This is a genomic window from Pantoea sp. Taur (genome assembly GCF_009830025.1).
Classification (GTDB): Bacteria; Pseudomonadota; Gammaproteobacteria; order Enterobacterales; family Enterobacteriaceae; genus Pantoea; species Pantoea communis.
Map to the genome: position 1 here is coordinate 117,652 of NZ_SZZZ01000011.1, position 26,299 is coordinate 143,950.

The following is a 26,299-nucleotide window of genomic DNA, read 5'->3' on the forward strand; positions in this document are numbered from 1 at the left end:
ACGAAAAGTTCCCGGCAAAGCGGAGTTCACATGCCGTCAATGAGCATTTGACGGGAGCTTTTCAACGCAGCATCAGCAAGCGCAGCAGGTTTGATTAAGAGATAGTCAGCAACCAGTGCACATAAGACTGGTAATGACTCTCTTGTTCCAGCAACTCGGCACGCAGCGGATGCGCATCCAGCCAGCCAGCAGGGAGTGTCAGGTGCAGCGCATCATCATCCGCCTGTAAACGAACCGCAGGCAGCGTGTCATCGCGACGACGGCTGGAGAAAATAATCGCCAGACGCAGTAAACGGCTTAAGCGTTCCGCCATACGTGGTGGCACAGCGTTCTGCTGCGTCAGTAAAGCGAGATCGATACTGCCACTTTGATTTTGCAGCAGGCAGGCGAGCATTTTTTTCTGTGCGGGCGTAAAACCAGGAAGATCGAGATGGCGAATCAGGTAAGCGGCGTGCTGGGGTGCCTGGCGGAAATCGACGCTCAGGCCTATTTCGTGAATTGAACAGGCGCTCAGCAGCAGATCGCGACATCGGTTATCCAGCTTCCAGACAGTGCTCACCTGGCGGAAAAAGCTTTCAGCCAGCTGACGCACGCGGCTTGCCTGCTCCACATCGATAGAGAAGCGGCGCTGGACGTTTTGCAACGTGCGGCTACGAATGTCGCGGTCAATCGGCAGATGCAGCATGCCGTACACCAACCCCTCACGCAGTGCGCCACCGGCCAGCGTCATGCTGTCGATGCTAAGTTCATGGAAGATAGCGATCAGAATCGACAGGCCGCTGGGGAATACCAGCGCGCGCTCGAGTGTCAATCCTTCGATTTCCAGCTCTTCCAGCTTGCCGCACTGAATCGCACGCTGTTTTAGCTGCTGCAGCTTGCTCAGGGTGATGCGTTCATCCATGCCCTGCGCAACCATAATTTCCTGCAGTGCCTGCACGGTGCCAGAAGCACCGACGCAGATCTGCCAGCCTTTTTCGCGCAGTGCCGCCGCGACCGGACGAATCATGTCGCGGGCCGCTAATTCAGCCTGCTCGAAATTCTCTTTCGCCAGGTGACGATCGCCAAAGTAGCGTTCCAGCCAGGTGACGCAGCCCATCGACAAACTAAACAACGTGGTCGCGTGTGAACCCTCGCCGGTGACCAGCTCGGTGCTGCCGCCGCCGATATCCACCACCAGGCGCTGATCAGAGCCTCCGGTAGTGTGGGCAACACCTTGATAAATCAGGCGTGCTTCTTCCTCGCCGCTGATGACATTCACCGGGCAGCCAAGGATTTCTTCGGCGTGAGTCAGGAAGTCCTGGGCATTTTCAGCAATACGCAGCGTAGCCGTGGCGACCACGCGGATTTGCTCGGGGGGAATATCTTGCAGCTGTTCAGAGAAGAGTTTCAGACATTGCCAGCCACGCTGCATCGCCTCGGCGGAGAGGTGATTGGCTTTGTCCAGACCGGCAGCCAGACGTACCTTACGCTTTATACGCGCAATGGTCTGAATACTGCCGGACACTTCGCGCACCACCAACATATGAAAGCTGTTAGAGCCTAAATCAATCGCAGCATAAAGTGACGATGCGCTCAGCATGGTGTGCTTAACTCGAACGTTTACGGTTGTTATTGCGCGGCGCGCCGCTACGACGGTTGCTGTTGTTCCCGCCACGGCGTGGGCCGTTTCCAGAACGGCTGCGCTGCAGACGTTTCGGCGGAGGCAGCTCACTCATCAGTGCTTCACTGCTGTACTTACTCACCGGAATACCGTGACCAATATACTCTTCAATCGCTGGCAGGTTCAGTGCGTACTCTTCGCACGCCAGGCTGATGGAATGTCCGCTGGCACCCGCGCGGCCGGTACGACCGATGCGATGCACGTAGTCTTCACGGTCGTCAGGCAGATCGTAGTTGAACACGTGGGTCACTGCAGGAATGTGCAGACCTCGCGCCGCAACGTCAGTCGCGACCAGAATATCCACATCACCTTTGGTGAAGTCATCCAGAATACGCAGACGTTTTTTCTGTGCCACATCGCCCGTCAGCAGACCTACACGGTGACCGTCCGCGGCCAGATGGCCCCAGATATCTTCACAGCGGTGTTTGGTGTTGGCGAAGATGATGGCGCGGTCGGGCCACTCTTCTTCGATCAAGGTTTGCAGCAGACGCATCTTCTCTTCATTCGAAGGGTAGAAAAGTTCTTCTTTGATGCGGTGGCCGGTTTTCTGCTCCGGTTCCACTTCCACGTATTCAGCGTTGTTCATATGTTCGAACGCCAGTTCACGTACGCGGTAAGAGAGGGTCGCCGAGAACAACATGCTCAGACGCTGGGTGGCCGGCGGCATGCGGCGGAACAACCAACGGATATCTTTAATAAAGCCAAGATCGAACATGCGATCGGCTTCATCCAGAACCACGACCTGAATGGCGCCGAGGTTGATGTGATTTTGTTTCGCATAGTCGATGAGGCGACCGGTGGTGCCCACCAGGATATCGACGCCATCGGCCAACACTTTCAGCTGTTTGTCGTAGCCGTCACCGCCATAAGCCAGACCCAGTTTCAGACCCGTGACTTTCGACAGTGGCTCTGCATCGGCATGGATCTGCACAGCAAGTTCACGCGTCGGGGCCATGATCAGCGCACGTGGCTGATTAATCTGGCGGCCTTCAGCGGCTGGATGAGAAAGAAGATGATGAAACGTTGACGTCAGGAACGCCATCGTTTTGCCGGTACCGGTTTGCGCCTGACCCGCAACATCACGCCCTGAAAGCGCAAAAGGCAGTGCCAACGCCTGAATAGGCGTGCAGTTAGAAAAGCCTTTGGTATCAAGGGCTTCAACCACCTGTGGGTGCAGGGCGAAGTCGGAAAACTTCTGTTCAGTTAAGTGTGTTTTGCTCATAGTGTGGTAGAATATCAGCTTACTAGCGCTTTACGAAAGCGTATCCGATGAAATAAAGTCAACCTACGTTGGTATATTTTACGCCAATTCGCCAGGCACAATCTTTGGAGTTAAACATGAGCAGCGATAAAATCGTTCACTTGACCGATGACAGTTTCGACACTGACGTGCTGAAAGCCGACGGTGTCACTCTGGTAGATTTCTGGGCTGAATGGTGTGGTCCTTGCAAAATGATCGCCCCAATTCTCGACGAAGTCGCAGAAGAGTACGACGGTAAGCTTACCATCGCCAAGTTGAACATTGATGACAACCCGGGCACTGCGCCTAAATATGGCATTCGTGGTATCCCGACACTGCTGCTGTTCAAGAACGGTGAAGTGGCTGCGACCAAAGTAGGCGCCTTGTCTAAAGGCCAGCTGAAAGAGTTCCTGAACGCTAACCTGGCCTAAGCCCGGCGCGGTGTTGTTCCGCAGTGGTGAATTTTTTCGCCACTGCTGGACGTCTCCCTTCAGGCGTGTTAAGTTGACCTCACTGCATTACGCACTTACCTTGTAGTTTGCATCTAAAGTTTTCCCTTGTCAGACCCTGCTCGCATTGAACGTTATCGTGGTTTGGCAATCTGATGACTAGCACATTCGGCATCACCTTTCGACCATCTCTTCGTTTCCTATCGCCACATCAGACGATAATCGTCGAGCAGAGTTGAAAAAGAGCCATTAACGGCATGGAATTTTTGCCATACCACCCACGACAATCATTTCGAGAATTACCCCGAGTTTAAGAACCCTCACTATGAATCTTACCGAATTAAAGAACACGCCGGTTTCTGAGCTGATTACCCTCGGCGAAAATATGGGTCTGGAAAACCAGGCACGTATGCGTAAACAGGATATTATTTTCTCTATCCTTAAACAGCATGCGAAAAGTGGCGAAGACATCTTTGGTGATGGTGTGCTGGAGATATTGCAGGACGGATTTGGTTTCCTCCGCTCTGGAGACAGCTCCTACCTCGCCGGTCCCGATGATATCTACGTTTCTCCCAGCCAAATCCGCCGCTTCAACCTCCGCACTGGTGACACCATTTCTGGTAAAATTCGCCCGCCAAAAGAGGGTGAACGTTACTTTGCGCTGTTGAAAGTTAACGAAGTTAACTACGACAAGCCGGAAAACGCGCGTAATAAGATTCTGTTCGAAAACCTCACGCCACTGCACGCAAACAATCGTCTGCGTATGGAGCGCGGTAATGGCTCAACCGAAGATTTGACCGCTCGCGTACTGGATCTGGCATCGCCGATCGGTCGCGGTCAGCGTGGTCTGATCGTGGCGCCACCGAAAGCCGGTAAAACCATGCTGCTGCAGAACATCGCACAGAGCATTGCGTACAACTATCCGGATTGCGTGCTGATGGTGCTGCTGATTGACGAGCGTCCGGAAGAAGTGACCGAGATGCAGCGTCTGGTGAAAGGCGAAGTCATCGCATCCACCTTCGACGAACCGGCTTCACGCCACGTTCAGGTCGCTGAGATGGTGATCGAGAAGGCTAAGCGCCTGGTCGAGCATAAGAAAGACGTTATTATCCTGCTTGACTCTATCACCCGTCTGGCGCGTGCTTACAACACCGTGGTACCGGCTTCCGGTAAAGTATTGACCGGTGGTGTGGACGCCAACGCCCTGCATCGTCCGAAGCGTTTCTTCGGTGCAGCACGTAACGTGGAAGAGGGCGGCAGCCTGACCATCATCGCGACTGCGCTGGTTGATACCGGTTCGAAGATGGACGAAGTGATTTACGAAGAATTTAAAGGTACAGGTAACATGGAACTGCACCTGTCGCGTAAAATTGCTGAAAAACGTGTCTTCCCAGCGATTGATTACAACCGCTCCGGTACCCGTAAAGAAGAACTCCTCACCACGCAGGAAGAGCTGCAGAAAATGTGGATCCTGCGCAAAATCATCCATCCAATGGGTGAAATTGATGCGATGGAGTTCCTCATCAATAAGCTGGCGATGACCAAAACCAACGACGAATTCTTCGATATGATGAAGCGTTCGTAAGTTGGCGATATTGAATCGCTAAGCGAAGCGATTCGGTCGCACAATTTGCCAGGATTTATTGCTAACGCCACGTCTTAACGTGGCGTTTTTCATTTATGGGCATTAGGATTAGCCCAGTCAGGAAGCAATATGATGATTGTGCCAGAAAGGTGCTGATTTTTTCAGCAATAAGATTTTTCCCAGGCAGAATTCGGACAAAGGATATACGGCAATGGCAAGAATCTTGCTTATTGTTGTCGATGATTTTAGCTGAGAGCGTTAACGTGAATTTACTCACTATGAGTACTGAGCTTGGTTTTGTTTTTCTGTTTACTTTAGTGTTCCTATTTTTTGCCCGTAAAGCCGCTAAAAAAATTGGGCTGGTAGACACACCTAATTCAAGAAAACGACACCATGGCGCCATTCCGTTAGTGGGTGGGATCTCCGTTTATGCGGGGATTTGCTTTGCTTTCGCTATTTCAGATTATTATTTACCCCATGCGGCACTCTATTTAAGTTGCGCAGGGGTGCTGGTGCTGGTGGGTGCACTGGACGATCGGTTCGATATCAGCGTTAAAATCCGCGCATTAGTACAAGCGGCGGTGGCCATCGTGATGATGGTCGGCTCAAAACTGTATCTGCTGAGCCTCGGATTTATCATTGGTCCGGTGGAATTGGTTGTTGGGCCATTTGGCTACGTACTTACACTGTTCGCCGTTTGGGCGGCCATTAACGCCTTTAACATGGTGGATGGCATTGATGGCTTACTGGGTGGGCTGGCCAGTGTGACCTTTGCCGCCATGGGCATCATCCTCTTTTTCGACGGGCAAACCAGTCTTGCGATGTGGTGTTTCGCCATGATCGCCGCCACCATCCCCTATATTTTGCTCAATCTGGGTCTGATTGGTCGCCGCTACAAAGTGTTTATGGGCGACGCCGGCAGCACCATGATTGGCTTCACCATTATCTGGATCCTGCTGGAAACCACCCAGGGCCTGAGCCATCCGATTACGCCGGTCACGGCACTGTGGCTGATCGCCATTCCGCTGATGGACATGGTGGCGATTATGTATCGCCGCCTGCGTAAGGGGATGAGTCCGTTTTCAGCTGACCGCCAGCACATTCACCATTTGATCATGCGTGCCGGTTTCACTTCGCGTCAGGCCTTTGTGCTGATTACCGTGGCTGCAGCGCTGTTGGCCGGTATTGGTGTGCTGGGCGAATACCTTGCCTTCATCCCCGAGTGGGTGATGCTGGTGCTGTTCCTGATGGCCTTTTTCCTTTACGGCTATTGCCTGAAACACGCCTGGCGTGTGGCGCGCAAAATCCGTCGTATTAAACGCCGCTGGCAAAGCAGTGGCGAAGATAAAAAATAAATTACCCCGATCAGTACCCCGATAAGGACTTTTGTTATGACCTCTGTCGTTGTGGAGAACGAACTGGATGTGCGCGGCCTTGGCTGCACGCTGTGGCGCGGTAAGCGCTGGATCATCGGCTTTGCGCTGCTGTTTGCCTTATTGGCTTGGCTCGCCTCGATGCTGATGAAGCAAGCCTGGAGCACCACCGCCGTTACCGATCGTCCAACGGTTAACATGCTGGGTGACTTCTTCGTGCAGCAGCAATTCCTCAATAACCTCGATGTGCGTAACAACACGCTCAATCTCAACACACCCGCCCCAACAGTGATGGATGAGGTCTATCAGGAGTTCACTATGCAACTGGCCTCCTGGGACACGCGCCGTGACTTCTGGCAGCAGACCGATTACTACAAAAGTCGCAAAAGTGGCAATACACACAACGATGCAGCACTGCTGGATGATTTGATTACCAATATCCAGTTCACACCAGCGGATGCGGCGCATAACACGCTGGATAACATTAAGCTGATTGCCGAAACCGCCGGCGACGCGAATAACCTGCTGCGCCAATATATCGCCTATGCCAGCGAACGCGCGGCGCGCCATTTGAATGCGGAATTGAAGGGTGCATGGCAGGCGCGCAGTGCGCAGCTGCAAGCGCAGGTTACCCGTCAGCAGGAAGTGGCACAGGCGGTGTTTGATCGCCAGCGTCAACGTATTGAACAGGCCTTAAAGGTTGCTAGTCAGCAGGGCATCAAAGAAAACCGTGCACCGGCCATTGGCGAAGCGCTGCCTGACAGCGATCGCTTCCTGCTCGGGCAGCAAATGCTGCAGGCTCAGCTCGATACATTGCAGGCCAGCGGGCCCGCTTACGATTTGAGCTATGATCAGAACAGAGCGATGCTGGGCACGTTGCAGGCAGGCGCGCAGTTGGATAAGCCATTCCAGACTTACCGCTATCTGCGTACGCCTGAAGAGCCGGTGTCGCGCGACAGTCCGCGCCGAATGTTTATGATGATCATGTGGGGCGTCATTGGCGCGCTGGTGGGTGCAGGTGTGGCGCTGGTGCGCCGTCCTCGTCCGACGTCACCAACGAGCCATTAAGAGAAGCCACGTGAAAGTTCTGACCGTATTTGGCACGCGTCCTGAGGCGATAAAAATGGCCCCGCTGGTGCAGGCACTGGCGCAGGACCCGGCGTTTGAATCGCGCTTGTGCGTGACCGCGCAGCATCGTGAAATGCTCGATCAGGTGCTGCGGCTGTTCAAGCTGCAGCCTGATTACGATCTCAATATCATGCGCCCGGAACAGGGGCTGACGGAGATCACCAGCCGCATTTTGCAGGGGATGAAAACGGTGCTCGCCGATTTTCAGCCCGATGTGGTGCTGGTGCACGGTGATACCACCACCACTTTTGCTGCTAGCTTAGCCGCTTTTTATCATCAGATTCCGGTGGGGCACGTCGAAGCAGGATTGCGCACCGGCAACCTGATGTCGCCCTGGCCGGAAGAGGCTAACCGCACCTTAACCGGTCATCTGGCGAGCTACCATTTCACCCCAACCGAGAGTTCGCGGCAGAATCTGCTGCGTGAAAATTTGCCGGATTACTGTATCGTTGTTACCGGCAATACGGTGATTGATGCGCTGCTATGGGTGCGCGATCGGGTGCTGGATGATGGCGATCTGAATGCACGTCTTGCAGCACGTTACCCGTTCCTTGATGCGGATAAAAAACTGATTCTGGTCACCGGCCATCGCCGTGAAAGCTTTGGCGGCGGTTTCGAACGCATTTGCAGCGCGCTGGCGCAGATTGCACGTCAGCATCCGCAGGCGCAAATCGTCTATCCGGTGCACCTCAATCCCAACGTCAGTGAGCCAGTAAATCGTATCCTGAGTGGGATCGACAATATCATTTTGATTGAGCCACAGGAGTATTTGCCGTTTGTCTGGCTGATGAACCGTTCCTGGCTGATCCTCACCGATTCCGGTGGTATTCAGGAAGAAGCGCCATCATTGGGCAAACCGGTTTTGGTCATGCGTGATACGACTGAGCGTCCGGAAGCGGTGGATGCGGGCACAGTAAAACTGGTCGGTACCGATATCAACCGGATTGTCGAAGAAGTCAGCCTGCTGCTGCAGGACGAGGAAGCCTGGCAGAGGATGAGTCGCGCGCACAATCCGTATGGCGATGGACAAGCCTGCTCGCGCATCCTGCAGGCACTGAAACAACACAGAGTATAATTATGCGTTTTGAAACCATTTCCGTTATCGGACTGGGCTACATTGGGCTGCCAACGGCGGCCGTTTTTGCCTCAAAGGGAAAAAAAGTGATCGGCGTGGATATCAATGTCCGCGCGGTCGAGACCATTAATCGCGGCGACATTCACATTGTTGAGCCGGAGCTGAGTGACGTGGTGCGCGACGCCGTTCAGGCAGGACATCTGCGCGCCACCACGGAAGCCGAAGCTGCGGATGCCTTCCTGATTGCTGTGCCCACGCCGTTTATCGGCGATCATCAGCCGGATCTGAGCTACGTACAGGCAGCCGCGTTGTCGATTGCAACGGTGCTGAAAACGGGCGATTTGGTGATCCTCGAATCGACTTCACCGGTTGGCGCGACCGAACAGATGGCCGCCTGGCTGGCGGAGGCACGTCCTGACCTGCGTTTCCCGCAGCACGGTGATAACTGTGACGTGTTTATCGCTTACTGCCCGGAGCGCGTGCTGCCCGGCAAAGTGATGGTAGAGCTGCTGGAAAATGACCGTGTGATTGGCGGCATGACGCCTGCGTGCTCAGCACGGGCCAGCGAACTGTATCGCATCTTCCTGCGCGGCGAATGTGTGGAAACCAACGCGCGTACTGCCGAGATGTGCAAACTCACTGAGAACAGCTTCCGCGATGTGAATATTGCGTTTGCCAATGAGCTATCGCTGATTTGTGCGGAACAGAAGATCAACGTGTGGGAGTTGATTGCGCTGGCGAACCGCCATCCACGCGTCAACATTCTGCAGCCCGGACCAGGCGTTGGCGGCCACTGTATCGCTGTCGATCCCTGGTTTATCGTGGCGCAAAATCCGGAACTGGCGCGTCTGATTCGTACCGCGCGTGAAGTGAATGATGCGAAACCGACGTGGGTGTTAGATCAGGTCAAACAGCAGTTGGCGGATTGCCTGACTGCCAGCGGCAAACGTGCTTCTGAGGTGACGATTGCCTGCTTCGGCCTGGCGTTTAAACCGAACATTGATGATTTGCGTGAAAGCCCGGCAATGACAGTGGCGCACCTGATTGCCGAGTGGCACAGCGGTCGCACGCTGGTGGTTGAACCGCATGTGGCAGACATTCCTGCGCGACTGGCAAATGAAGCAACACTGGTTTCCACTGAGGATGCGTTGCAGCAGGCTGATATCATCGTGATGCTGGTGGATCACGCGCCGTTCCGTGCGATCGATGCCAGCGAGATCACGCAGCAGTGGATTATCGATACCAAAGGTGTCTGGCGATGAAACAGTTCCTGGTGACAGGTGGCGCAGGCTTTATTGGTTCCGCACTGGTGCGATTTCTGATTGAGCAAACCGACCATCAGGTGGTGGTGGTGGATAAACTCAGCTACGCAGGCAACTTAGCCTCTCTGGCTCCAATACAGAATGATGCGCGCTATGCCTTTGAGCAGGTGGATATTTGCGACCGAGCCGAACTGGATCGTGTCATGGCCCAATATCAACCGGATTGCATTATGCATCTGGCCGCAGAAAGCCATGTGGATCGCTCGATTGATGGCCCGATTGCCTTCATCGAAACCAATATCGTGGGCACCTATCAGTTACTGGAAGCCGCACGCCATTACTGGAATGGTATGGCGGATGAGCGTAAAAAAGGCTTTATCTTCCATCACATTTCCACTGACGAAGTGTTTGGCGATTTGCATGGCAGCGATGATTTCTTTACCGAAACCACGCCGTATGCGCCCAGCAGCCCTTATTCAGCGACGAAAGCCAGCAGCGATCATTTGGTTCGCGCCTGGTTACGCACTTACGGCTTGCCGATCATCGTCACCAACTGTTCGAACAATTATGGCCCTTATCACTTTCCTGAAAAATTGATTCCACTGACTATCATCAATGCGTTGGCGGGTAAGCCTTTGCCGGTGTATGGCAACGGCAGCCAGATTCGCGATTGGCTGTATGTAGAGGATCATGCGCGAGCACTCTACAGTGTGGTGAGCAGCGGCAAAGTGGGTGAAACCTATAATATTGGTGGTCACAACGAACGCCGTAATATTGAGGTGGTGGAAACCCTGTGCGATCTGCTGGACGAACTGGCACCGCAGCAGCGCGCCACGCATCTGACGCGCTATCGAGATCTGATCACTTTTGTCACCGATCGTCCCGGTCACGATCTGCGTTACGCCATCGACGCCAGCAAAATTGCGCGTGAGTTAGGCTGGACGCCGCAGGAAACCTTCGAAAGTGGCATTCGCAAAACCGTGCAGTGGTATTTGGCAAACCCACAGTGGTGGCAGGCGATTCTCAACGGTAGCTATCGTGGCGAGCGGTTGGGTTTAACCACGCCGCGCTGAGGCGCAATACAGGAGCAGCAACGATGAAAGGTATCATCCTGGCGGGCGGTTCGGGCACGCGTTTGCACCCTATTACTCGCGCTATCTCAAAGCAGCTACTGCCAGTTTACGACAAACCGATGATCTACTATCCGCTGTCGGTGCTGATGCTGGCGGGGATCCGCGAGGTCCTGATTATCACCACGCCGGAAGATCGCGCGCACTTCGCGCGTTTGCTCGGTGATGGCAGCGAGTTCGGCCTGCAGCTAGAGTATGCTGAGCAACCCAGCCCCGATGGTCTGGCGCAGGCGTTTATCATTGGTGAGTCCTTCATTGGCAATGACAGCTGCTGTCTGGTGCTGGGCGACAACCTCTATTTTGGCCAGGGCTTCAGTCCGAAACTGATAAAAGTAGCTGCGCGCAGTAGCGGTGCGACGGTGTTTGCCTATCAGGTGATGGATCCCGAGCGGTTTGGTGTGGTGGAGTTTGATGACGACTTCAATGCGCTTTCCATTGAGGAGAAGCCGCAGCAACCTAAATCACGTTGGGCGGTAACCGGCCTCTACTTCTACGACAATCGCGTGGTGGAGTTTGCCAAACAGGTGCAGCCTTCTGCACGGGGCGAGCTGGAAATCACCGCGATTAACCAGATGTATCTTGAGCAGGGTGAACTCTCTGTCGAGTTGCTGGGACGAGGTTTTGCCTGGCTGGATACCGGTACACACGACAGTCTGATTGAAGCGAGTATGTTTGTTCAGACCGTGGAGAAACGTCAGGGCTTTAAAATTGCCTGTCTGGAAGAGATTGCGTGGCGCAACGGTTGGCTAAGTGACGAACAGTTGCTGGCGGCGGCGCAAGCGTTGACCAAAACTGGCTACGGCCAATACCTGATGGATGTTCTCCATGCCCGTCCGCGTCAGTATTAACCCCCTTGAGTGGGAAAGCGATTTCTTTGGCGTGAACAGCGCGCGTATCGACCTGGATGGCGACTTCACCCTTGCCGACGCGCTGCAACAGCCAGATACGTTGTGGCAGGCCAAAGTGCCCGCCGAGCGCACCGACGCCATTGATGCCTTAAGCCAGCACGGTTTTCAGTTGGTGGAAGGTGAGGCCGATCTGGCCATCAATATCAAACGCACCGAGCGCCAGGTTGGCGTGCGCATAGCGCGTGAAGCACAGATCCCGGCATTGCGTGAGGCGGCATCGCATGCCTTTCGCCAAAGCCGTTTTCGTGCCCCCTGGTTTAACGCCGATGACAGCGGTCGTTTCTATGCGCAGTGGATTGAAAACGCGGTACGCGGCACCTTTGATCACCAATGCCTGGTGGCCAGCGACGAATCCGGCCAATTACAAGGCTATGTCTCGATGCGTGAAGTGAACGGTGATGCGCGTATTGGCCTGCTCGCCGTGCTACCCGCAGCGCAAGGGCAGGGCATTGGTCAACGCTTGCTGTTGGCGGCAGCGGATTGGGGCCGCGTGCGGCAACTTGAACGACTGCGCGTCGCGACCCAGCTTAGCAATCTTACGGCGATGCGCCTCTATTTACGCAGCGGTGCTCGCCTTGAAAGCACCGCCTACTGGTTTTACAGGACAGCTACATGATCCCATTTAATGCGCCGCCAGTCGTGGGCAGTGAACTTGAATATATGCAGTCGGCGATGGCGAGCGGCAAACTCTGCGGTGACGGTGGATTTACCCGCCGCTGTCAGCAGTGGATGGAGCAGCATTTTGGCAGCAAAAAGGTGCTGCTGACGCCATCCTGCACCGCCTCACTGGAAATGGCCGCGCTGTTAATCGATATCCAGCCCGGCGATGAAGTGATCATGCCGAGCTACACCTTTGTTTCCACCGCCAATGCCTTCGTGCTGCGCGGTGCTGTGATCGTGTTCGTCGATGTGCGCCCCGATACGCTGAATATCGATGAAACGTTGATTGAAGCCGCGATCACTGAGAAAACCCGTGCGATTGTGCCGGTGCACTACGCGGGCGTCGCCTGCGAGATGGATAGCATTATGGCGCTGGCGGCGAAGCATCAATTATTTGTGATTGAAGATGCGGCGCAGGGCGTGATGTCGCAGTACAAGGGGCGTGCGCTCGGCACGATTGGTCATATTGGTTGCTTTAGCTTCCATGAAACCAAAAACTACACCGCTGGCGGTGAAGGTGGAGCAACGCTGATAAATGACGCGAAGCTGGTGGAGCGTGCAGAGATCATCCGCGAAAAGGGCACTAACCGCAGCCAGTTCTTCCGTGGCCAGGTGGATAAATACACCTGGCGCGATATCGGTTCGAGCTATTTGATGGCGGATCTGCAGGCTGCCTACCTGTGGGCGCAACTCGAAGCGGCTGAGCGTATTAACCAGCAGCGTTTGCGCCTGTGGCAGCGCTATTATGATGCGCTGCAACCGCTGGCGGCGGCGGGACGCATTGCCTTGCCGGTGGTGCCGGAAAACTGCCGCCACAATGCGCACATGTTTTACATCAAACTGCGCGACAGCGACGACCGTCAGGCACTGATTAACTGGATGAAAGAGGCGGAAATCCTCACGGTGTTCCACTACATCCCCTTGCACTCTTCGCCAGCCGGTGAACGTTTTGGTCGCTTCCACGGTGATGACCGCTTCACCACCAAAGAGAGTGAGCGCCTGCTGCGCCTGCCGCTGTTTTATAACCTGTCGGATAACAATCAGCGCACCGTTATCAGCTCGCTGTTGAGTTTCTTTGCCTGATGTCGTTAGCCAAAGCTTCAGTCTGGACGGCCTCATCGACGTTGGTAAAAATCATTGCCGGACTGCTGGTGGTGAAACTGCTGGCGGTCAGCTTTGGGCCAGAAGGGGTTGGCCAGGCCGGTAACTTTCGCCAGATGATTACCGTATTAGGTGTATTGGCCGGCGCGGGCATTTTCAACGGCGTGACCACCTACATCGCGCAATTTCAGCAGCAACCTGAGCAACTGCGTGCCGTGACGGGTACGGCATCCACCATGGTGATCGGCTTCTCCACGCTGGTGGCGCTGGTGTTCTTGCTGGCAGCGGGGCCGATTAGCCATGCGCTATTTGGTCACGACGACTATGCCAACGTGGTGCGCATCGTGGCTTTTCTGCAGTTTGGCATTGCCTGGGCCAATCTGACGCTGGCCTTGCTCAAGGGGTTTCGCGATGCGCGCGGCAATGCGCTGGCGCTGATTATCGGTAGTCTGGTGGGCGTGCTGGGTTATGTGTTGTGCTGGTGGCTGGGTGGATATGCCGGAGCGTTAGTCGGCTTAGCGCTAGTGCCTGCACTGTTGGTGTTTCCGGCACTGCTGATGCTGCGCCGTCATCGTCAGGTGCTGCCACTGCGCTGGTTAACACCGAGCTGGCAGCCGGATTTGGCGCGAAATCTGGCAAAATTCACCCTGATGGCGCTTATCACCTCCGTGACCCTGCCAGTGGCGTGGGTGATGATGCGTAATCTGCTGGCCGAACAGCAGGGGTGGGCGCAGGTAGGCCTGTGGCAGGGTGTGACCAGTATTTCCGATGCCTATCTGCAATTTATCACGGCGACTTTTAGTGTCTGGTTACTGCCGACGCTGGCGCGACTGGAAAGTAAGCCGCAGATTGCGCGTGAAATTGGGCGTGCGCTGCGTTTTGTGTTACCTGCAGTGGCGGCTGCGAGTTTCTGCGTGTGGTTACTGCGTGACATTGCCATCTGGCTGCTGTTTTCACCGCAGTTTACCGCGATGCGGGACCTGTTTATCTGGCAGTTATGCGGTGACGTCTTTAAAGTTGGCGCCTATGTTTTCGGATATCTGGTGATCGCTAAAGCTTCACTGCGCTTTTATATTTTGACGGAAATCAGCCAGTTTGTGCTGTTAACCGCGTTCTCACATTGGCTGATTCCATTACATGGAACCGCCGGAGCCGCACAAGCCTATATGGCGACTTACGTGCTCTACTTCGCCCTTTGCTGTGGCGCCTTTATGATTTATTGCCGAAAAAAATGACTTTATTTCACGTGCTGGGATCGGATATCCCACATCATAACCATACGGTGTTGCGCTTCTTTAATGAGGTGATGAGCACCGAATTGCCGGGTGCTGGACCGCGCCAGTTTATGGTGGTGACTTCAACGCCTGAAGCGATGCAAGCCTATACCGCGCTGCAAATCGAAAGCTATCCCAGCAAGCGCGCACTTGCACAGGCGGTAATGTCCCGTGCGGCTGATCGTACGCAACGCTTCTTCTTTCATGGACAGTTTAATCCGCAAATCTGGCTGGCTTTGCTCAGCGGTAAATTACGGCGTGAGCAGGCGTTCTGGCATATCTGGGGCGCTGATTTGTATGAAGAAGGGCGTGGCCTGAAGTATCAGTTGTTTTATCTGCTGCGCCGCCTGGCACAGCGTCGCATTGCTCACGTGTTCGCAACGCGTGGGGATTTGCACTTTTTTCAACAACGCCATCCGCGTGTGCCCACTTCACTGCTCTATTTCCCAACACGCATGCCCGATGCCGCAGTGCCGGGCGGTAGCACGAGCGGTGATTTCACCGTGCTGTTGGGTAACTCAGGCGATCGCAGCAACAACCATATTGAAGGCTTGCAGGCGATTCGAGCACAGTTTGGCGATCGGGTGAAAATACTGATCCCGCTGGGCTACCCGGAAAACAATCAGGCATACATTGACGAGATCAGCGTGGCCGTACAGCGTCTGTTTCCGCAAGGTCAGGTGACCTTGTTGCGAGACAAGATAGATTTTGACACCTATCTGCAATTGCTCAGTGAATGCCAGCTCGGCTATTTTATGTTCGAACGTCAACAGGGTATTGGCACGTTATGTTTGCTGATTCAGGCCAACATTCCCTTTGTGCTGAACCGAAAAAATCCCTTCTGGCGCGACCTCAGCGAACAAGGGTTGCCGGTTCTTTTTAGTGAAGATGCACTGGATGCGTCGAGTGTGGCTGAAGCTCAGCGTCAGCTGGCACAGTGTGATAAATCCGCGATTGCCTTTTTCGCCCCTGGTTATCTGGCTGGCTGGCGCAACGCGTTGAGCCTGAGTGAAAGGGAGAGAACATGAGCCTGATGCAGTTTAGTGGTCTGCTGGTGGTTTATCTGTTCTCGCTAGGTTTCATTTTGACGCTGACCTGGCGGGAATTTAAACGGGTGCGTTTTAACTTCCACCTGTTCTTCACCATCCTTTTTTTACTGACCTTTTATTTCGGGTTCCCCCTCACCAGTGTGCTGGTATTCCGCTTTAATGTTGAAGTGGTGCCGCCGGAGTACCTGTTACAGGCGTTGCTGGCCGCGACCAGTTTTTATGCGATTTATTACGTCAGTTATAAAGTCCGGTTGAGGCCGATCAACGCTGCACCGCGCAAACCCTGGTTGCAGATGAACCGAGTCGAAACCCATCTTACCTGCCTGTTACTGGCGCTGGTGGCGATTGGCACGGTCACGGTGTTCTTCATGCACAACGGGTTACTGTTGTTCCGACTCTCTGCGTATAACCAGATTTTCTCCAGTGAAGTCTCTGGCGTGGCGCTTAAACGCTTCTTTTACTTCTTTATTCCGGCGATGCTGATCCGCTATTTCCTCAACCCAACGCAGCGTCAATGGCTGTGGTTTTTGCTGGTGTCGGTGGCGTTTGGTTTGCTGACCTATGCACTGGTGGGCGGGACGCGCGCCAATATCATCATCGCCTTCGCCCTGTTCCTGTTCATCGGCATTACGCGCGGCTGGATCACCTTGTGGATGCTGGTGGGCGCAGGCGTGATGGCGATTGCGGGTATGTTCTGGCTGGCGCTGCGGCGCTATAACCTCGATGTGGTGGGCGATGAAGCGTTTTACACCTTCCTGTATTTAACGCGTGATACCTTCTCCCCCTGGGAAAACCTCGCGCTGTTGTTGCAGAACTACGACAAAATTGATTTCCAGGGCTTAGCACCGATCTGGCGTGACTTTTATGTCTTTATCCCGAGCTGGCTCTGGCCTGGCCGTCCATCGATTGTGCTCAACAGCGCCAATTACTTTACCTGGGAAGTGCTGAACAACCATTCAGGACTGGCGATTTCGCCGACGCTGCTGGGCTCGCTGCTGGTGATGGGCGGCGTGTGGTTTATTCCGCTGGGCGCGATTGCCGTCGGCTGGCTGATGAAAGGGTTCGATAACCTCTATCTGCAAGGCCGTGATGCTTCAAACCGCTATAGCGGGGCGATTCTGCAGAGCTTTTGCTTCGGTGCGGTCTTCAATATGATCGTGCTGGCGCGTGAAGGGCTGGATGCTTTCGGTTCGCGCGTGGTGTTCTTTTGCATTATTTTTGCTGCCTGCATGGCGGTGGCTAAATTGCTGTACTGGCTGTTAGCGCGCGCGGGTTTAATTCGCTCACGTAGCGAGCCGGTGGTTCACAGCCTGTCTTAACCTTTGGGAACATGATTCATGAAAACCGATAAGCCGCGCTATAACCTGCGCGGTGTCGATCTTCACGCCTTTAACGACATGGACAGCTTCCTGCACTTCTTGCTGCCGGATGGCCAGCCGCGCTGCGGCACGCTGGTGGCGATGAATGCAGAAAAGATGCTGACGCTGGAAGAGGATGCGCAACTGCGTGCACTGATTGCTGAAGCGGAATTTAAATATCCGGATGGCATTAGCATTGTGCGCTCCTTACGCAAAAAATATCCGCAGTTGCAGGTTAGTCGCATCGCTGGCGCCGATCTGTGGGAAGCCCTGATGGAGCGCGCAGGCCGCAGCGGCATTCCGGTGTTTCTGATTGGCGGTCGTCAGGCTGTGCTGGATGAAACCTGTGACAAACTGCGTCGTCAGTGGAATGTGAACATCGTCGGCAGTCAGGATGGCTATTTTGCCCCGGCAGAGCGTGAGGCGTTGTTTGCGCGCATTGCGGCCAGCGGTGCACAGATTGTCACGGTGGCGCAGGGCTCGCCGCGTCAGGAGTTGCTGATGCGTGATTGCCGCGCGCACTGGCCGCATGCGCTCTATATGGGCGTGGGCGGTACCTACGATGTTTTCACCGGCCACGTTGCGCGTGCACCGCGAATCTGGCAGAAATTAGGGCTGGAATGGCTCTATCGTTTGATTCGGCAGCCTTCGCGCTGGCGCCGCCAGTTAAAACTGCTGAAATATTTGCGTTATCATTGGCGTGGCGATCTCTGATATCGCCGATTTTTTCAGCAATATCATCAGTGCAGCCAGTAAAACTGCATTAATAATCGACGGAATGCACAAAGCGTAATCAAACGCGTTTTTTTTATAAAAAAGCGCTGGACAGTATGAGGTCAAGCCCGTAGTATGCCCATCCGCAACGGCGCTACGCGCCCGTAGCTCAGCTGGATAGAGCGCTGCCCTCCGGAGGCAGAGGTCTCAGGTTCGAATCCTGTCGGGCGCGCCATTTGGTTTGTGCGCAAGAGCTTCGGTGGTTGGTTTAACCGCGTTATGCAGTGAAAATAGTAAGCAGAGGTGCTTACGCACCAGAATTATGGTGGCTATAGCTCAGTTGGTAGAGCCCTGGATTGTGATTCCAGTTGTCGTGGGTTCGAGTCCCATTAGCCACCCCAAATTTTGCTGGGCACGCGATGGTGGCGGAATTGGTAGACGCGCTAGCTTCAGGTGTTAGTGTTCTTACGGACGTGAGGGTTCAAGTCCCTCCCTTCGCACCAGGCAAAATTACGCGGTAGCGTGAAGAAATAAGATACAGAAAAAATCGGCGAGTAGCGCAGCTTGGTAGCGCAACTGGTTTGGGACCAGTGGGTCGGAGGTTCGAATCCTCTCTCGCCGACCATATTCGAAAAGCCTGCTTGAAAAAGCAGGCTTTTTTCGTTTTATCTTTGCCAAAACTGATCTTATCCTCTTCAGCAACTCAGCAACTCAGCAACTCAGCAACTCAGCAACTCAGCAACTCAGCAACTCAGCAACTCAGCAACTCAGCAACTCAGCAACTCAGCATCCCGGCTTTTCAACACCATCCGGCTTCTTAAATCACACCACCGGCTGTTGTCGTCATAATGAGACTCATAACCCATTGATATTAAATGGACTGACAGTTCCTTGCATTGGTTGTCGTTGAGAGGAGACAGTTATTGAGGGGAGTGTTGCGAAATAACGACGCACTTCTCAGCCTGAAGTGAGGCCGCACGGTTATCTTTCTGATTTAAAATAACTTATCTCTGAATCTGCAATTCTGGCACGGCTTATGCAATAATAATCCTGTAGATGCTCATTCCACCTCTTATGTTTGCTGATGCTACATAAACCTGGGAATGATGCAGAGCCCCTTACGGTATCCGTTGTCCAGCCTGGCAGTTATTGCGCACGCTTTACTGCAGTAAGAAGGACATTACGTTGAGTCGGATACCATCAGTTGTCTGAACGACCTGATCTTACACCTGCTTATGGCAGGTGTTTTTTTATCTGCGATTTACCTTCATGCCGCTCCGCTTCAGGCAAAAAAAAGCCGGGACAAGCCCGGCGTGCACAAAAGTAACAATCGTTAAATTAAGCGTTTGGATTCGTCTTCAAGGTGAGAAGCAGACCTTCACGGCGCATTTGAGCAGCGTCCTCGGGGCGATGCAGGCGATCATAGACATCGGCCAACCAGGCATAATCAAAAGCATCAGGGCGTTGTGCCAGTGCCTGCTGGAAAGCTTCAGCGGCCTGCTGCCACTCACCGTGGCGCATCAGCATCTGGCCCAAGGTGCTGTGCAGCAGCGGCGTTGCGCCATGTTGTTTGATTTGCTGGCGCAGCGCTTTCTCCAGCGATTGCGGATCGCCACTTTTAATGCGTGGCATTAACAGCACCAGGCGATCGTCATATTGGCGCTTCAATCCTTCCAGCACGATGCTTTGTGCGGTATCCGGGTCATCACACTCAATCAGATGTTCCGCCATTGCCACCTGCAGCGCCGTTTCCTGACGCGTTTTACGGCTCTGGTTTTGCCACCACTTCTTCAGGCCTTCGCTGCCTTGATCGGCCATGGCCTGATTCATCATGCCTAGCCAGGCTTGCTGTTGTAGCGCCTCACGATGGGCTTCATCGTTAACCTGTGATTTCTGCATGGAGGGCAGAATATCCAGCAACGCGCCCCATGCGCCGGTGCGAATATAAGCCTGTTCAGCCAGACGCAGCACTTCCGGATGACGCGGTGCGACTTCCAGCAATCGGTCAATGCCATGACGGGCGGCGTGATCTTCATTACGTGCCAGTTGCAGGCGTACGCGGGTGATTTCAACCGGAATGGTGTCGTTATCGGACAGCTCAGACGCACGTTCCAGATGTTGATTGGCACGCACTTCGTCACCACGCTGCTGCGCCGCTTCGGCTGCCAGCAGATAGTTAGCCACCGGCTGATCGGCGTGATCGGCATTCTTTGACAGCAGTTTTTCAACCTGCTTGTAATCACCTTCCGCCAGCTTCATCAGAGCGCTCTGCGTGTGACGCTGTGCGCTGCGGCGTTTACGTCCAGTGAACCAACCACGCGTGCGTGCACCGGTGCGGAATACGCGGCGTAAAATCCATTCAATGAACAGAATCACCAGCAGACTGAGAATCAGGATGATTGCCAGTCCCGTAACGCTGGTTTCCACGTTCCAGTTATCAGTCTGAATCAGCACGTAGCCCTGGTGGCCGGCAATCATCGGCCCCAATACCACGCCTGCGATCAGCAGCAGGAAAAGCACCAATACTTTCAGCATGCTTAGCCTCCCTGTTGATCAGCCGGAACCGATGGCTGTGCCAGCAGGTTGCGCACGCGCGTCTGCATCAATTTTTCCAGCAGCGCCTGACTTTCCAGCGTATCCGGCACATCCATTGAGATGTTTTGCTGACTCAGCTCATCCAGCTGTGCGAGGAAGGCTTTGGTGGCAGCGTCGTTGGTGTCATACCAGGCGCGCACCCAGGTTGAGACCGCATCAATCGACTGTTTGTAGATTTCATCCTGATGACGTGGCACAGCCTGGGCGGCAATCAGCAGACGTGAACGAATGTTTTCACGCAGGTAAACGTCCTGATTCGGTGCCAGTAGCGGCTGTGCGGTGTTATCACGGCGGCGGATGGTAATGAAATCATCCATAAAGTTATGCCAGCTCTTCAGCAGGTTTTGACGCCATTCGTGCAGCGAGCTCGAAAGCTCTCCGCCATCGGCATCCATCGGTGAATCATCACTGTCATTGTCAGCCAGACGCAGATTATCGACGCCGTTCGACAACTGATTGAGTTTGAGGATGATGCCATCGTAATCGACCTGGCTCACCGTTGAGAGAGAACTGATGTCCTGCGTTAAAGCACGACGCACGTTCATCACGCTCGGGTCATTCATATCGGCGAGGCTGGTATCGGCGCTTTTCAGCAGTGCGGCGGCGGTGGTGACATCCTGATCGCTCCACAGTTTGCGGCCGGCCAGTTTCACGAGGTAATCCGCCTGTGCCAGCAGCCAGGTGCGGGTGTCATTACCGGAAATCGTCGCAACTTTATCGCGCAGGGTTTCCAGCTCTTTGGCGCTGTTGTCCTGTTGGGTACGCGCTTCCTGCAACGCTGTGTTCGCGGTGTCCAGTTGTTGCGTCAGCTGCTGTTTGTCGCTGCCCAGTTGCTGCTGCAGGGCGCTCAGCTGTTCACTCAGGTTCTGGTTTGTCTGAGCCTGTAAATCGGCCTGATGTTTCCCATTGAGGTAAAGTCCCGCGCCAATCGCCAGCGCAATCACGATCGCCACCGCGCTCAGTACTTTGCCATCGCTTTTTTTATCGCGAGGCTTTTTACCGTCTGGCGTGGGGGAAGTGTCCGCAGGGGTGGTTTCTTCAACCATGGCGGAGGAGGCTTTTTGTTCCGTCATTATGGCTCATCCCATTGTTAAGTTCAGCGTAACGCGCGCAGCAGCGCATCGTTATCAGCACCATCGGCTACCTCAATATCCTGCCAGCCTAATTCGGCGGCCTGAGTAGCCAAACGTTCACTGACGACCACCAGTCGACAGTGCAATAACCATTCCCGACGATCGATCGGCGGAAACAGTGCAAACAGTTGTTGTAACATCTCACCGCTGGTGACCACCAGCGTGGTAATTCCGCGCTCGCGCCAGCGACGGCCTTCAATCGCGCCCTCATAATACTTTTCACACCGTTGATAGCACTCGCAGTATTCCACCTCGGCGCCGCGTTCCAGCAGGGTTTCAGCCAGTAACTCACGGCCTGGGCTGCCGCGCAAAATCAGCGCACGCTTGCCTTTTACCTGTTGCAGACGGTTGAGGCGCACTAACTCTTCGCTGGTCTCCCGCGCATGAGGATAGTCTACTTTCAGATGACTGACGGTATGCAGTGCCAGCGCGGTGCTGCGCCCTATAGCATAGTAGTCGAGTGTTTCGGGCCAGGTGAGGGCACTCTGCTGTAGCGCTGGATGGGCAAACAGCACCACCTGCTGCGACAGCAGAAACACCAGATCGCCCGGCCGTAAAGCCGCCAGTTTTTGCGGCAATTGTTGCAGATCGCGACCCGGCGTGAATTCAATCAGCGGCAGAGTCCACGCCAGTTTTCCCTGGGTTCGCAGACGCGAAACCAGTTCACTGGCAGCGGGTTCCGGGCGGGTCACGAGAATGGTCATGCGGGTGTTTGCCCCTGATAAACGTCGCGCAGGATGTCACGGGCGCCGCCATCCAGCAGCTCTTCCGCCAGGGAAATTCCCATCTGCACCGCGTTTTCGCGCGGACCACGGCGTTCACCTACCACCATTTGCTGGCCATCCGGTGAGCCGACTAAGCCACGTAACCATAGCTGATTATCTTCCAGCACGGCAAAGCTGCCGATCGGTACCTGACAACCGCCTTCGAGGCGTGTGTTCATCGCGCGTTCAGCGCGCACACAAACATCGGTGTCGGCGTGATTCAGCGCCTGCAATAAGGTAATCAGTTCGTGATCATTAAGGCGACATTCGATGCCGACGGCGCCCTGGCCCACGGCGGGCAGCGAGATTTCAGCGGGCATCGCCTGACGAATGCGGTCGTCGAGGTTCAAGCGCTTCAGGCCTGCCGCGGCCAGAATAATGGCGTCATATTCTCCGGCATCCAGCTTACCTAAACGGGTGCCCACGTTCCCGCGTAACGAACGGATGATCAGATCGGGACGACGCGCGCTAAGCTGACACTGACGACGCAGACTGGACGTCCCCACAATCGCGCCCTGTGGCAGTTCATCAATGCTGTTATACAGGTTGGAAACGAAGGCATCACGCGGGTCTTCACGCTCGCAGATGGTGACGAGGCCCAGGCCTTCCGGGAAATCCACCGGCACATCCTTCATGGAGTGCACCGCAAGATCGGCACGGTTTTCCAGCATTGCCAGTTCAAGCTCTTTGACAAACAGGCCTTTTCCACCGACTTTAGCCAGCGGTGTGTCGAGGATGATGTCGCCTTTGGTGACCATAGGCACCAGCTCAACCTGCACGCCCGGATGTGCTGCCATCAGGCGTTGTTGGACATATTGTGCCTGCCATAAAGCAAGGGGACTTTGTCTGGTAGCAATTCTGAAAATTTTGTTTAACATGCTGTTAACCATTTTGATCGTTCATCGATTATCCTATCATTGATAGGGGAATGCTGTCAGTTTCAACGGATTGAAAAGGCCTCGATGTCAGTTGTTACGCATTATTGCGTCATTTTCTGACGTCTAAGTCCGAAAAAGCAGGGCTACATGGGGAACGTGCTAAACTGTCATGTAGCGCAACTTTCTTTACGGTCAATCCTCCAGGTGTTAGATTGATCACGTTTCCAGCAATAATTTGCCCAACATCTTTATTATTAAGCGGCAGGTTTTGGAAACAGGGTGCTTAACACTGGGACAATCAGGCGAAACGTCTTGTACCTCTACATTGAGACACTGAAACAGAGACTGGATGCAATTAACCAGCTGCGCGTTGATCGCGCACTGGCTGCTATGGGACCTGCCTTCCAGCAAGTCTACAGTCTGCTGCCAACATTACTGCACTATCATCACCCGCTGATGCCGGGCTACCTTGAAGGTAGCGTTCCCCACGGCGTCAGCTTCTTCACGCCTGATGAAAACCAACAGCATCTGTTGCAACAGTTGGCGGGCGATCAGCCTCTGGATCTCAGCACTGCCGTCAAAGGCGAACGTCCGATAACTGGCATCTATTCGATGGGCAGTACCTCGTCCGTCGGTCAGAACAGCGTGTCCGATCTCGACATTTGGGTGTGTCACCAATCCTGGTTAGATAATGAAGAGCGCCTCAATCTGCAGCGCAAGTGTACCCTGTTGCAGAAATGGTGTGTGTCGATGGGTGTGGAAGTCAGTTTCTTCCTGATCGACGAGAATCGTTTCCGCCACAATGAGAGCGGCAGCCTCGGTGGTGAAGACTGCGGTTCTACCCAACATATTTTGCTGCTGGATGAGTTCTACCGTACCGCTGTGCGTATGGCGGGTAAACGCATCCTGTGGAACATGGTACCCGGCGAAGAAGAGCACCATTACGACGATTACGTGATGTCACTCTATTCACAAGGCGTGTTGACGCCGAATGAGTGGCTGGATCTCGGCGGCCTCGGCACGCTGTCAGCCGAAGAGTACTTCGGGGCCAGCTTGTGGCAGTTGTATAAAAGCATCGATTCACCGTACAAAGCGGTGCTGAAAACCCTGTTGTTAGAAGCGTACAGCTGGGAATACCCGAACACGCAGCTGCTGGCGATGGATATCAAACAGCGCCTGCACGATGGCGAAATCGTCTGCTTCGGCCTCGACCCCTATTGCATGATGCTGGAGCGTGTGACGCGCTATCTGACCAGCGTGGATGACATGGCGCGCCTTGATTTGGTGCGTCGATGTTTCTATTTAAAAGTGTGTGAGAAGCTCTCGAGTGACGATCACCACCATCACCGCTCAGGCTGGCGTCGCGAGATTCTTTCGCAGCTGGTGAAAGAGTGGGGTTGGGATGAAGAGAAAATTGCGGTATTGGATAACCGCGCGCAGTGGAAAATCGAACGTGTGCGTGAAGCGCATAACGAACTGCTGGATGCGATGATGCAGAGCTATCGCAACCTGATCCGTTTTGCCCGTCGTAACAATTTAAGCGTCAGTGCCAGCCCGCAGGATATCGGCGTGCTGACGCGTAAACTGTATGCCGCGTTTGAAGCGTTGCCGGGCAAAGTGACGCTGGTGAACCCACAGATTTCGCCTGACCTGTCGGAAGATAATCTGACCTTTATTCATGTGCCGGAAGGTCGCGCCAATCGCGCCGGTTGGTATCTTTACAACCAGTCGCCGGACATGAGTTCGATCATCAGCCATCAGCCGCTGGAATATAACCGCTACCTGAACAAGTTAGTGGCGTGGGCGTGGTTCAACGGTTTGCTGACCAGCAAAACGCGTTTGCATATGAAGGGCAACGAATTCTGCGATCTGCCGCGTTTGCAGGAGTTGGTCAACGATGTGTCGAGCCACTTCCCGCTGCGCGTGCCTGCGCCGACGCCAAAAGCGTTGTACAGCCCGTGCGAAATCCGTCATCTGGCGATTATCGTTAACCTCGAACACGATCCGACCTCCGCCTTCCGCAATCAGGTGGTGCACTTTGATTTCCGCAAGCTGGATGTGTTCAGCTTCGGCCAGCAGCAACAGTGCCTGATTGGTAGCATTGATCTGCTGTACCGCAACTCATGGAATGAAGTGCGTACGCTGCACTTCAGCGGTGAGCAGGCGATGATCGAAGCGCTGAAAACCATTCTCGGCAAAATGCATCAGGACGCCGCACCGCCGGATACGGTGGAAGTGTTCTGCTACAGCCAGCATCTGCGCGGTTTGATTCGTACCCGCGTGCAGCAGCTGGTGTCTGAGTGCATTGAGCTGCGCCTGTCGAGTACCCGCCAGGAGCCAGGCCGCTTTAAAGCGCTGCGCATGGCGGGCCAGACGTGGGGCTTGTTCTTCGAGCGCATGAGCGTCTCGGTGCAGAAACTGGAAAATGCGGTGGAGTTCTACGGCGCGATTTCCAACAACAAGCTGCACGGTTTGTCGATCAAAGTGGAATCGAATCAGACCCCATTACCGCCGGTGGTGAACGGCTATGCCAGCGAAGGCATCATTCAGTTCTTCTTTGAAGACACCAATGACGATCGCGGCTTCAACATCTATATCCTCGACGAAACCAATCGCGTTGAGGTTTATCACCATTGTGAAGGCAGCAAAGAAGAGTTGGTGCGTGACGTGAGCCGTTTTTACTCCTCGTCGCATGACCGCTTCACCTATGGCTCCAGCTTTATCAACTTCAACCTGCCGCAGTTCTACCAGATTGTGCACGCGGGCGATCGCTTCCAGGTGATTCCTTTCCGCAGCCAGACGCTGACGCAGCTCTGCGCGACGCAACCCGATAACGACAACGGCGATTTCCAGCCGCGCTACCAAATGCACTGATCCCGCCTGCGTTCGCGCGGTGGGATTGGCTTTTACTCTGACATGCGCCCGGAATTGCGGGTATTTCCTGTTGCTTTTACAACGTCAAC

At 54.4% G+C, this 26,299-nt stretch carries 21 protein-coding genes and 4 tRNA genes; 19 read left to right on the forward strand and 6 right to left on the reverse strand.

What is annotated here, in order from left to right:
* Positions 1-94: 94 nt before the first annotated feature.
* Together gppA and rhlB are read right to left on the reverse strand one after the other, a co-directional pair.
* On the reverse strand, positions 95-1,579 hold the full coding sequence (gene gppA, locus FD744_RS15880) for a guanosine-5'-triphosphate,3'-diphosphate diphosphatase (protein WP_097118507.1): 1,485 nt from the start codon (positions 1,577-1,579) through the stop codon (positions 95-97).
* 7 nt (positions 1,580-1,586) lie between these two features.
* Entirely contained in the window at positions 1,587-2,882 is a 1,296-nt protein-coding gene (gene rhlB, locus FD744_RS15885) for an ATP-dependent RNA helicase RhlB (protein ID WP_038643814.1), read from the reverse strand.
* A 116-nt stretch (positions 2,883-2,998) separates the two neighbouring features.
* Between rhlB and trxA the strand changes: the two genes are divergently transcribed.
* The 18 genes from trxA to FD744_RS15975 all read left to right on the forward strand — a co-directional run bounded on the left by trxA (position 2,999) and on the right by FD744_RS15975 (position 18,591).
* Positions 2,999-3,331 carry a thioredoxin TrxA gene (gene trxA / locus FD744_RS15890; RefSeq protein ID WP_003851963.1) on the forward strand — a complete coding sequence of 111 codons (333 nt, stop codon included), beginning with the start codon at positions 2,999-3,001 and terminating at the stop codon, positions 3,329-3,331.
* Positions 3,332-3,674: 343 nt separating this feature from the next.
* Positions 3,675-4,934 carry a transcription termination factor Rho gene (rho, locus tag FD744_RS15895; RefSeq protein ID WP_034827837.1) on the forward strand — a complete coding sequence of 420 codons (1,260 nt, stop codon included), beginning with the start codon at positions 3,675-3,677 and terminating at the stop codon, positions 4,932-4,934.
* Positions 4,935-5,212: 278 nt separating this feature from the next.
* Entirely contained in the window at positions 5,213-6,289 is a 1,077-nt protein-coding gene (wecA, locus tag FD744_RS15900) for a UDP-N-acetylglucosamine--undecaprenyl-phosphate N-acetylglucosaminephosphotransferase (protein WP_034827962.1), read from the forward strand.
* 36 nt (positions 6,290-6,325) lie between these two features.
* Positions 6,326-7,375: an ECA polysaccharide chain length modulation protein gene (gene wzzE / locus FD744_RS15905; protein WP_160868692.1), complete on the forward strand. Its 1,050-nt coding sequence runs from the start codon at positions 6,326-6,328 to the stop codon at positions 7,373-7,375.
* Between the two features lie 10 nt (positions 7,376-7,385).
* Positions 7,386-8,510: a non-hydrolyzing UDP-N-acetylglucosamine 2-epimerase gene (wecB, locus tag FD744_RS15910; RefSeq protein WP_160868693.1), complete on the forward strand. Its 1,125-nt coding sequence runs from the start codon at positions 7,386-7,388 to the stop codon at positions 8,508-8,510.
* Positions 8,511-8,512: 2 nt separating this feature from the next.
* Entirely contained in the window at positions 8,513-9,772 is a 1,260-nt protein-coding gene (gene wecC / locus FD744_RS15915) for a UDP-N-acetyl-D-mannosamine dehydrogenase (RefSeq protein ID WP_160868694.1), read from the forward strand.
* Positions 9,769-10,845, forward strand: coding sequence for a dTDP-glucose 4,6-dehydratase (rffG, locus tag FD744_RS15920; RefSeq protein WP_160868695.1), 1,077 nt, complete (start codon positions 9,769-9,771; stop codon positions 10,843-10,845). Before wecC ends, rffG begins: the two co-directional genes overlap by 4 nt.
* 23 nt (positions 10,846-10,868) lie before the next feature.
* Positions 10,869-11,750, forward strand: a complete 882-nt coding sequence (gene rfbA, locus FD744_RS15925; protein ID WP_160868696.1) for a glucose-1-phosphate thymidylyltransferase RfbA — start codon at positions 10,869-10,871, stop codon at positions 11,748-11,750.
* The gene (rffC, locus tag FD744_RS15930; RefSeq protein WP_034827844.1) at positions 11,728-12,426 is read left to right on the forward strand and encodes a dTDP-4-amino-4,6-dideoxy-D-galactose acyltransferase; all 699 of its coding nucleotides are present in this window, start codon (positions 11,728-11,730) and stop codon (positions 12,424-12,426) included. The genes rfbA and rffC overlap by 23 nt, the downstream gene beginning before the upstream one ends.
* Positions 12,423-13,553, forward strand: a complete 1,131-nt coding sequence (rffA, locus tag FD744_RS15935) for a dTDP-4-amino-4,6-dideoxygalactose transaminase (RefSeq protein WP_160868697.1) — start codon at positions 12,423-12,425, stop codon at positions 13,551-13,553. The genes rffC and rffA overlap by 4 nt, the downstream gene beginning before the upstream one ends.
* Positions 13,553-14,806 (forward strand): lipid III flippase WzxE, encoded by a 1,254-nt coding sequence (gene wzxE / locus FD744_RS15940; protein ID WP_160868698.1) that lies wholly within the window; start codon positions 13,553-13,555, stop codon positions 14,804-14,806. The genes rffA and wzxE overlap by 1 nt, the downstream gene beginning before the upstream one ends.
* Positions 14,803-15,873, forward strand: a complete 1,071-nt coding sequence (locus FD744_RS15945; RefSeq protein ID WP_160868699.1) for a TDP-N-acetylfucosamine:lipid II N-acetylfucosaminyltransferase — start codon at positions 14,803-14,805, stop codon at positions 15,871-15,873. Before wzxE ends, FD744_RS15945 begins: the two co-directional genes overlap by 4 nt.
* Positions 15,870-17,213, forward strand: coding sequence for an ECA oligosaccharide polymerase (wzyE, locus tag FD744_RS15950; RefSeq protein ID WP_160868700.1), 1,344 nt, complete (start codon positions 15,870-15,872; stop codon positions 17,211-17,213). The genes FD744_RS15945 and wzyE overlap by 4 nt, the downstream gene beginning before the upstream one ends.
* Before the next feature lie 18 nt (positions 17,214-17,231).
* Positions 17,232-17,966 carry a lipopolysaccharide N-acetylmannosaminouronosyltransferase gene (wecG, locus tag FD744_RS15955; RefSeq protein ID WP_160868701.1) on the forward strand — a complete coding sequence of 245 codons (735 nt, stop codon included), beginning with the start codon at positions 17,232-17,234 and terminating at the stop codon, positions 17,964-17,966.
* Between the two features lie 158 nt (positions 17,967-18,124).
* Positions 18,125-18,201 (forward strand) — tRNA-Arg (locus FD744_RS15960).
* A 90-nt stretch (positions 18,202-18,291) separates the two neighbouring features.
* A tRNA-His gene (locus FD744_RS15965) sits at positions 18,292-18,367 on the forward strand.
* 15 nt (positions 18,368-18,382) lie between these two features.
* Positions 18,383-18,469 (forward strand) — tRNA-Leu (locus FD744_RS15970).
* 45 nt (positions 18,470-18,514) lie between these two features.
* A tRNA-Pro gene (locus tag FD744_RS15975) sits at positions 18,515-18,591 on the forward strand.
* 713 nt (positions 18,592-19,304) lie between these two features.
* Here FD744_RS15975 and hemY read toward each other — a convergent pair.
* The 4 genes from hemY to hemC are packed head-to-tail and all read right to left on the reverse strand — an operon-like array spanning position 19,305 to position 23,336.
* A complete protein-coding gene (hemY, locus tag FD744_RS15980; protein WP_160868702.1) occupies positions 19,305-20,501 on the reverse strand; it encodes a protoheme IX biogenesis protein HemY in 1,197 nt (398 codons plus the stop codon).
* A gap of 2 nt (positions 20,502-20,503) precedes the next feature.
* Positions 20,504-21,634 carry a uroporphyrinogen-III C-methyltransferase gene (gene hemX / locus FD744_RS15985; protein ID WP_160868703.1) on the reverse strand — a complete coding sequence of 377 codons (1,131 nt, stop codon included), beginning with the start codon at positions 21,632-21,634 and terminating at the stop codon, positions 20,504-20,506.
* A gap of 23 nt (positions 21,635-21,657) precedes the next feature.
* Positions 21,658-22,398 (reverse strand): uroporphyrinogen-III synthase, encoded by a 741-nt coding sequence (gene hemD / locus FD744_RS15990; RefSeq protein ID WP_160868704.1) that lies wholly within the window; start codon positions 22,396-22,398, stop codon positions 21,658-21,660.
* Positions 22,395-23,336, reverse strand: a complete 942-nt coding sequence (hemC, locus tag FD744_RS15995; RefSeq protein ID WP_160868705.1) for a hydroxymethylbilane synthase — start codon at positions 23,334-23,336, stop codon at positions 22,395-22,397. The genes hemD and hemC overlap by 4 nt, the downstream gene beginning before the upstream one ends.
* A gap of 312 nt (positions 23,337-23,648) precedes the next feature.
* On the opposite strand from hemC, the gene FD744_RS16000 reads away from it, so the two are divergent.
* Positions 23,649-26,210: a class I adenylate cyclase gene (locus FD744_RS16000; RefSeq protein WP_160833378.1), complete on the forward strand. Its 2,562-nt coding sequence runs from the start codon at positions 23,649-23,651 to the stop codon at positions 26,208-26,210.
* The last annotated feature ends 89 nt before the right edge of the window (positions 26,211-26,299 follow it).